The sequence below is a fragment of the Binatus sp. (SeqCode) genome, from assembly GCF_050013435.1.
GTDB lineage: Bacteria > Desulfobacterota > Binatia > Binatales > Binataceae > Binatus.
In genome coordinates, this window is the sequence record NZ_JBEKFG010000113.1 from 1 (window position 1) to 6,644 (window position 6,644).

The window sequence follows — 6,644 nt, forward strand, 5'->3', positions numbered from 1 at the left end:
TGGTGACAAGGTTCATGAAGTAAATCGTCAGCTCGGTCAGCTCCGGGACCATCGATTGAACGACGATCTTCACCTTGTCCGGATCGAGGCCGACCGCCAGGTAGTCGAGCGCGACCTCGAAGATATTGGCTTCGAGCTTTTCGGGATGCTCGAAATTGTCGGTCAGCGCCTGGACGTCGGCGATTAGCAAGTAGGTATCGTATTCATCCTGCAGGCGTATGCGGTTTTGCAGCGATCCTACATAATGGCCGAGATGCAATGGCCCGGTGGGACGGTCTCCAGTGAGTATTCGTTTAATCATCGTTCAATAGTCAGTTCTTGAAGAGACTGCGCAAGGTAGCCAGGTTCTCGATATCCTCTTTCATGTCGTCACCCTTGGGCGTCTCCAGGCACATCGGCAGGCCGGAAAACCGCCGGTCGTTGAGGATGCGGCGAAACGCGTCGAGGCCGATAAATCCCTTCCCGATATGCTGATGGCGATCGACGCGCGAATGGAAGTCCTTGATCGAGTCGTTGAGATGAAACGCGGCAAGTTTTTTGATTCCGACCAGCTGGTCGAGTTCGCTGAAAGTATTTTCATATCCTTCCGGAGTGCGCAGGTCGTAGCCCGCGGCGAATGCATGCTCGGTGTCGAAGCATAGCCGGAGGCGCTCGTTTTCAACGACGGCGTCGAAGATTTGCGCCATCTCCTGAAAAGTGTGGCCGAGCGTACTGCCCTGCCCGGCCGTGATTTCGAGCGCGATCTTCACGTTGAAGCCCTTGCATGCGGCGTGCGCCTCGTCGATCGACTTTGCAATCGTCCTGATTCCATTCTCAACCCCCGAGCCGACATGCGCGCCCGGATGCGCGACCAGCGTGGGCACGCCGAGTACCTCGCACCGATTCAGCTCGTCGATAAATGCCTTGACCGACTTGACCCGCAGAGCTTCGTCCGGCGCGCCGAGATTGACCAGGTAGGAGTCGTGCGCGATGACGATCCCGATGCCGGTTTCGATTTGATTGCGTTTGAAAGTTTCGATTTCCTCTTTGCTGTACGGCTTGGACGCCCACTGCCGCGACGACTTGGTAAAAATCTGAATGCATTCGCATCCGACCTGCTTGCCGCGGGTCAGCGCCTCGCCGACTCCTCCGGCGATCGACATATGCGCGCCAAGGATTGGACGGCTGGATTTGCCGGTGTTTGCCATCGTGACATGCCGCCTTTTTCGCGCCGTGCTTTGCGGACGCGAGCGTATCGCGATTTTATACGAATGAACGCCCAAAGCGAGCGGCAGCAGCCCGCGCATCCGCTCTTGCCCGCAACGCCCATCGGTGGATACTTCATTACTCGTGCGAACCGCGATCATCATAATAGGACTGGCGATCGCCGCCGCGGGATGCGCCCACATCATTTCGCTGCCGCCGCAGGTGTGGATTACGGAAGTGGAGCCGTCGGGCCGTGCCGCCAAGCCGCCCGATTGCGACATGCCGGTTTTGCGCCATGAGCCGCTTAGGGATTTTCGCAAGGTCTCGATCGTCGAGGGATTGGGAAACGTTTATGCGAGCGAGGCCGACGTGCTGCCGGCCGTGCAGCGCAAGGCCTGTGAAACGGGCGCGGATGCGATCGTCGTACTGACGAGCAGGGCGCAGACCAGCGAAGCCACCACGGGCTACTACATCAATTCGGTGGCGATCATATACGGCAAAGAAAATCCGGCCGCGGCCGGCACCGCGTATAAAATTCTTCGGTGAGAGCACCAATGGGCATCCATCGGTTTCGCGTTGCCGCCGATTCCAGCGCATGATAAGTGCCTGAATGCGGTGGCGAAGCGAACCATAAAGACGGTCGGCTTGGTCGTCAAGTACGAGCGGCCCGACGCGATCACCGTCGCGCGAACCCTCACCCGCATTCTCCGCACCAGGCACAAGACCGTGGTCGCGGAAACCGAGACGGCGAAAAAGATCGGCGCCAAGGCCATCGAACGCCACGAACTCGCCGACCGTGCCGATCTGATCGTCGTGCTCGGCGGCGACGGCACGCTGCTCGGCGTCGCGCGCCTGGTCGCAGCGAAGGGAATTCCGATCCTGGGCGTAAATCTTGGCGGACTCGGCTTCCTGACCGAAGTGACCATCAAGGAGGCGCCGGCCGCGATGGGACGCATCCTCGACGGCGACTACGAAGTCGATCGACGCATCATGCTCCAGGCAATCATCGAACGCGCATCCGAGGAGTTCACCACCACGTTCCTGGCACTGAACGACGTGGTCGTCGGCAAAGGCCCGCTGGGCGGGATGCTGCGGCTGGACGTATTCGCCAATCACAGAGCCTTCTGCACGTATCGCGCCGACGGATTGATCATCGCAACTCCCACGGGCTCGACCGCATACGCACTCTCCGCCGGCGGGCCGATCGTTTTTCCGACGGTGGGCGCGGTCGTGATCGCGCCAATCTGCCCGCATACTCTGAGCAACCGTCCGGTGGTGCTGCCGGATTCGTACGAAATCGAGATTCACGTGAAGGCGCCGGATCACGACGCGGCTTTCACCGTCGACGGCCAGGAATCGGCGCAACTGGGGCCGACCGACGTAATCAGGATCAATCGCGCACGGCACGTCGTATCGCTGGTCCGCTCCACTCATCCGAATTTTGAAATCTGGCGTGACAAGCTTCACTGGGGATAGGCGCGCGCGGCCCAGATGCTGCTCGAACTGCACATCCGCAATTTCGCGATAATCGAGGAAGCTCATCTCGAGTTCGGCGCAGGCCTCAACGTGCTGTCCGGCGAAACGGGCGCCGGCAAAACGATCATCTTGAGCGCGCTCGGATTGCTGCTCGGCTCGCGCGCGTCGCCCGATATGATTCGCACCGGCGAGAAGGAGGCGGTCGTCGAGGGACGGTTCGAGCTCGAGGGCGAGGCCGCGGCGCCTGAGCCGGCCGGGGGCAGGCGCGACGGCGAGCGCCGCGAGTTGATCGTGCGCAGAGTGATCGCCGAGGGCGGTGGGCGCTCGCGCGTGACGATCGACAGCGAACTCGCCACGGTGCAAAGCCTCGGCAAAATGGGCGCGTCGCTGGTCCAGGTCTATGGACAGCACGAGCAGCATTCCTTGCTCCGTGCCGAGAGCCATCGCGAGACTCTCGATCGTTACGCGAACCTCGATGACGAACTCGCGTCCTACCGCGAACGCTACGCGCGCGCGCAAGACCTCCAGTCCCGGCTTCACGAACTGAACCGCCGCGAACGTGAACGCGCGGATCTGCTGGAGCTGGCAAGGTTCCGCGCGAGCGAGCTCGAGCGCGCCGGGCTGGCCGCGGGCGAAGATGAGCTGCTGTCGCGCGAACGAACCGTGCTCTCCAATGCAGGCAAGCTCGCCAGCGCCGCGCTCGAGGCCGAGCAGGCGCTCTACGGCGCCGACGGCGCGGCGACAGATACGGTGGCGCGAGCCGAGGCGCGATTGGCCGATGCGGCGGCGCTCGATCCGAAACTCGGCGATGCGCTCGAGATGATCAAGTCGGCCCGCGCGAACCTCGAAGAAGCGGCGCGCACGCTCGGCGCGTACGCGTCGAGGATCGAGGCGGATCCCGCGCGCCTGGAAGAAATCGACAACCGGCTTCAGGAACTGACGCGGCTCAAGCGCAAATACGGCGGGTCGATCGACAGCGCGATCGAGACGTTGGAGCGATCGCGGGCCGAGATTGGCGAGCTCGAAGGAATCGGCGAGTCGAAAGCTCAAGCCGAAGCTGCGATGGCGGCGGCGCTCGACGAACTCATCGCGCATGCAAACCGGCTGTCCTCGATTCGCCATCGCGCCGGCGCCGAGCTTGGCCGCAAGATGGAAGCCGAATTGAGGACGCTGGGGATGCGCTCGCCGGGTTTCGAGCCGCGGCTCGGCGCGCTTGGCCCGGACGAAGCCGGCTTCGTGCATGGCGGCATTGCGCTCGGTCCGTTCGGCATCGATACGATCGAGTTTCATCTGTCGCCGAACGTCGGCCAGCCTGCGATGCCGCTGCTCAGAATCGCGTCGGGCGGCGAGCTTTCGCGCGTGATGCTCGCACTCAAGCGCCTCGAGGCGCAGCGCCGCGGTGTTGCCACGATGATTTTCGACGAAGTGGACGCGGGAATCGGCGGCGCAGTCGCGCAGGTGGTTGGGCGCAAACTGAAACAACTCTCGCGCTTTCATCAGATTTTGTGCGTCACGCATCTGGCGCAGATCGCGGCGTTCGCGGACCGTCATCTCACCGTCGAGAAAGAAGAGCGGCGCGGTTCGACCCGCAGCCGGGTGGCGGTTCTGGAACCCGGCGATCGCACCGAGGAGATCGCTCGCATGCTCGGCGGTGAAGTATCCGACAAATTCCGCCGCGCAGCCCGCGAACTGCTCGATCGCGCCCGGGAATGACGCGGGCTTGACGCCGACTCGGCGCCGTTGTGAAATCGAACTCCCATGAAAAGCGCGGACCCGGTCGGTTGACTCCACGGACGGTATCCGGTTAGCTGAAAAATCTCGCCCGCGGTGGGGCTGTAGCTCAGTTTGGGAGAGCGCCTGAATGGCATTCAGGAGGTCGCGCGTTCGATCCGCGTCAGCTCCACCAGTCAAATCAAGGGTTTCTGAATATCGGGCGTCCGCCTGACGGCTCTTAGGTAACACATAGGTAACTGGAAAGGATAGGCTGGGGGTTGGAAACGGCTCTCAGCTTGCGGATCGTTCCGGCTCAGGGACGGCCGGTAGGCGGATGGCGCCGTCGGCCCATCCCTTCGGACGGGTGGACCGCGAAACAAGCGAAATAAGCCATCGGCACGTCGAATCGAGCGCGGGCATCATCGCCTCTGAATCTCGCGCCCGCGACGCGCTGGCGGGCATCGGGACTGCGCCGGGCAGGCTTCGCGGCCAGCCGGGAGTAGGGGGGTATCTCTACTTTTTGGCGTTTTCGATCGGGGGTGCGGGCCGCAAACACGGCGGCGCGCCGTATGGGACTTTGCGGCCGGGCTTGAGTTATCTCACCCAGCGCGGATGCGAGAGCCAGCCGCGGCACCTTTAAGCTCGCGGATCGCACGCCGCGCACGCCGATTGCGGAGAGATTGACAGGTCCGGCGCATCGGTCTAACCCAAACCGATGGCGCTCTGCGCGAATTGTGGCAACGAGGTTCGTGAAGGAGCGGCCTTTTGCAGCAAGTGCGGAAAGTCAACCGCCGCGCCAGCGAAACCGCCGGGCGAGTTGGAGCCGTGCCGCGTCTGCGGAAAAGACGTGGCCTATTCGGCCGACAAGTGTCCGCATTGCGGCGTCCAAACTCCAAGCGCGAGCCGGCTGCGCAATACCCAGATCGGCTGCTTGATTCCGTTAGGGATCGTCCTGCTCATAATCGTCTGTGTTGGCTTGTCGCTGATGATGTCGCCGGAAAAATCATCCGCGCCCAATTCCGAACCTGCCAGCGTTGCCGGAGCGGAACCGGCCGCATCCGATGCCGCGCCCGATGCCGCCCAAACGGAGCCGCCTCAGCAGACTGGCGAGGAAGCGTCAGCAAACACGCCGCTCACTCTGGTAACAGACAGCTTCGGGTTTCCGTCCTACCAAACCTACCGGAACGTCATGGACAAAGTGGCCCGGCTTAGTCAGGGCCATGAGCTTACCGAGGAAGAAATCTTGAACCTTGGCCTGCAAGAGGCGGTCGGAACATCTCTGCCGGCAGGCACCAAGGTTACCAAATTAGAGGAGCGAGGCGAAGGCGAAACGCTCACAGCGGCGCGGCATTGGGCGTACAAGGTTCGCATCCTGAACGGGGCGAATGTGGGGAAAACCCTTTGGATTCCCGCACTGGCAGACCTCAAAGATTGTAGCGTGCCCTTCGTAAATTCATTTTACTCTCAGTTCTGCAACGGGGAGTAATGGCGCGGCGCGGGTCATGCTCCACCGGAATCGGAAAGCGGGGATACGGAGATATGCGGGCGGTCTGGAAATTCGGTCCCGGGGCATCGTTGCGCGAAAATTTCCGCCGGGATCGCGCCGACGATGATGGGATGCGGTTATTAGGTGGGATTGCCGGGATCGTCCGCCGCGAGCCGCGCGAGCACGTCGCCGGGGGCGCCATCGGCCAGGGGATCGGCGGGCGGGACGATTTCGCCATCCGCGACTTCCGCCGTCTGATTTGCGAGGCGGCCAAGAATGTCGCCGCCATTGTGCGGGACGAGGCGGAGCGCAACCGGCGTGAGTCCGAGCGCGCTTGCAAGCCGGGAAGCCTCGCCGGCGTACCGGCGAAACGATTCAACTGCAGGGCGGATGGATTCTTTGTCGCCGCCGACGATGCCTTTTTCCTTGATCTCGTCGTAAAGAGCCTCAGCGATGACGATCGCTTGTGCATAGACTCTCAACAGGGGGCTGAAGGCGCGAGAGTCCAACTTTCCGCCAGCGGATCGGCGCAGCGCGCCCGAGATGCGGCGAATTTTTTCGTCGCGCTTACGGCGGCGGGTTTTCGCTGGCAGGTTCATCAGTTGAGGATCCCCGGTGGCACGCGGCGGCGAGGCGGCTGGGCGGCGCGCGATTGGTGAATGCGATCGTTCATCGCGGGCGTGATGCCGAGTTGGCGGCGAACCCATGCGGCGAGCCGGCGGGTGCGCGCGATTATTTCCGGGTAATCGCCGCACCGCTTGATCGCCGTCTCGAGCATCGCATC

At 62.6% G+C, this 6,644-nt stretch carries 7 protein-coding genes, 1 tRNA gene and 1 pseudogene; 5 read left to right on the top strand and 4 right to left on the bottom strand.

Annotation, left to right across the window (positions count from 1 at the left end; translation table 11 throughout):
* Together ABSB13_RS16205 and ABSB13_RS16210 are read right to left on the bottom strand one after the other, a co-directional pair.
* Positions 1–301 (bottom strand): annotated as a pseudogene (locus tag ABSB13_RS16205) (tryptophan--tRNA ligase); the annotation flags it as partial.
* A 10-nt stretch (positions 302–311) separates the two neighbouring features.
* Positions 312–1,187, bottom strand: a complete 876-nt coding sequence (locus ABSB13_RS16210; protein WP_428110323.1) for a deoxyribonuclease IV — start codon at positions 1,185–1,187, stop codon at positions 312–314.
* 124 nt (positions 1,188–1,311) lie between these two features.
* On the opposite strand from ABSB13_RS16210, the gene ABSB13_RS16215 reads away from it, so the two are divergent.
* The 5 genes from ABSB13_RS16215 to ABSB13_RS16235 all read left to right on the top strand — a co-directional run bounded on the left by ABSB13_RS16215 (position 1,312) and on the right by ABSB13_RS16235 (position 5,860).
* Positions 1,312–1,731: a hypothetical protein gene (locus ABSB13_RS16215; protein WP_428110325.1), complete on the top strand. Its 420-nt coding sequence runs from the start codon at positions 1,312–1,314 to the stop codon at positions 1,729–1,731.
* A 69-nt stretch (positions 1,732–1,800) separates the two neighbouring features.
* On the top strand, positions 1,801–2,661 hold the full coding sequence (locus ABSB13_RS16220; protein ID WP_428110326.1) for an NAD(+)/NADH kinase: 861 nt from the start codon (positions 1,801–1,803) through the stop codon (positions 2,659–2,661).
* Positions 2,662–2,676: 15 nt separating this feature from the next.
* Positions 2,677–4,374 carry a DNA repair protein RecN gene (gene recN, locus ABSB13_RS16225; RefSeq protein ID WP_428110328.1) on the top strand — a complete coding sequence of 566 codons (1,698 nt, stop codon included), beginning with the start codon at positions 2,677–2,679 and terminating at the stop codon, positions 4,372–4,374.
* Positions 4,375–4,490: 116 nt separating this feature from the next.
* Positions 4,491–4,567 (top strand) — tRNA-Ala (locus tag ABSB13_RS16230).
* A 522-nt stretch (positions 4,568–5,089) separates the two neighbouring features.
* Positions 5,090–5,860 (top strand): zinc-ribbon domain-containing protein, encoded by a 771-nt coding sequence (locus ABSB13_RS16235; RefSeq protein ID WP_428110329.1) that lies wholly within the window; start codon positions 5,090–5,092, stop codon positions 5,858–5,860.
* Between the two features lie 140 nt (positions 5,861–6,000).
* Here the strand turns inward: ABSB13_RS16235 and ABSB13_RS16240 are convergent, their stop codons facing one another.
* Positions 6,001–6,459: a hypothetical protein gene (locus tag ABSB13_RS16240; RefSeq protein ID WP_428110330.1), complete on the bottom strand. Its 459-nt coding sequence runs from the start codon at positions 6,457–6,459 to the stop codon at positions 6,001–6,003.
* The coding region (locus ABSB13_RS16245) for a hypothetical protein (protein ID WP_428110331.1) at positions 6,459–6,644 on the bottom strand (186 nt) is incomplete at its 5' end. The genes ABSB13_RS16245 and ABSB13_RS16240, both read right to left, overlap by 1 nt.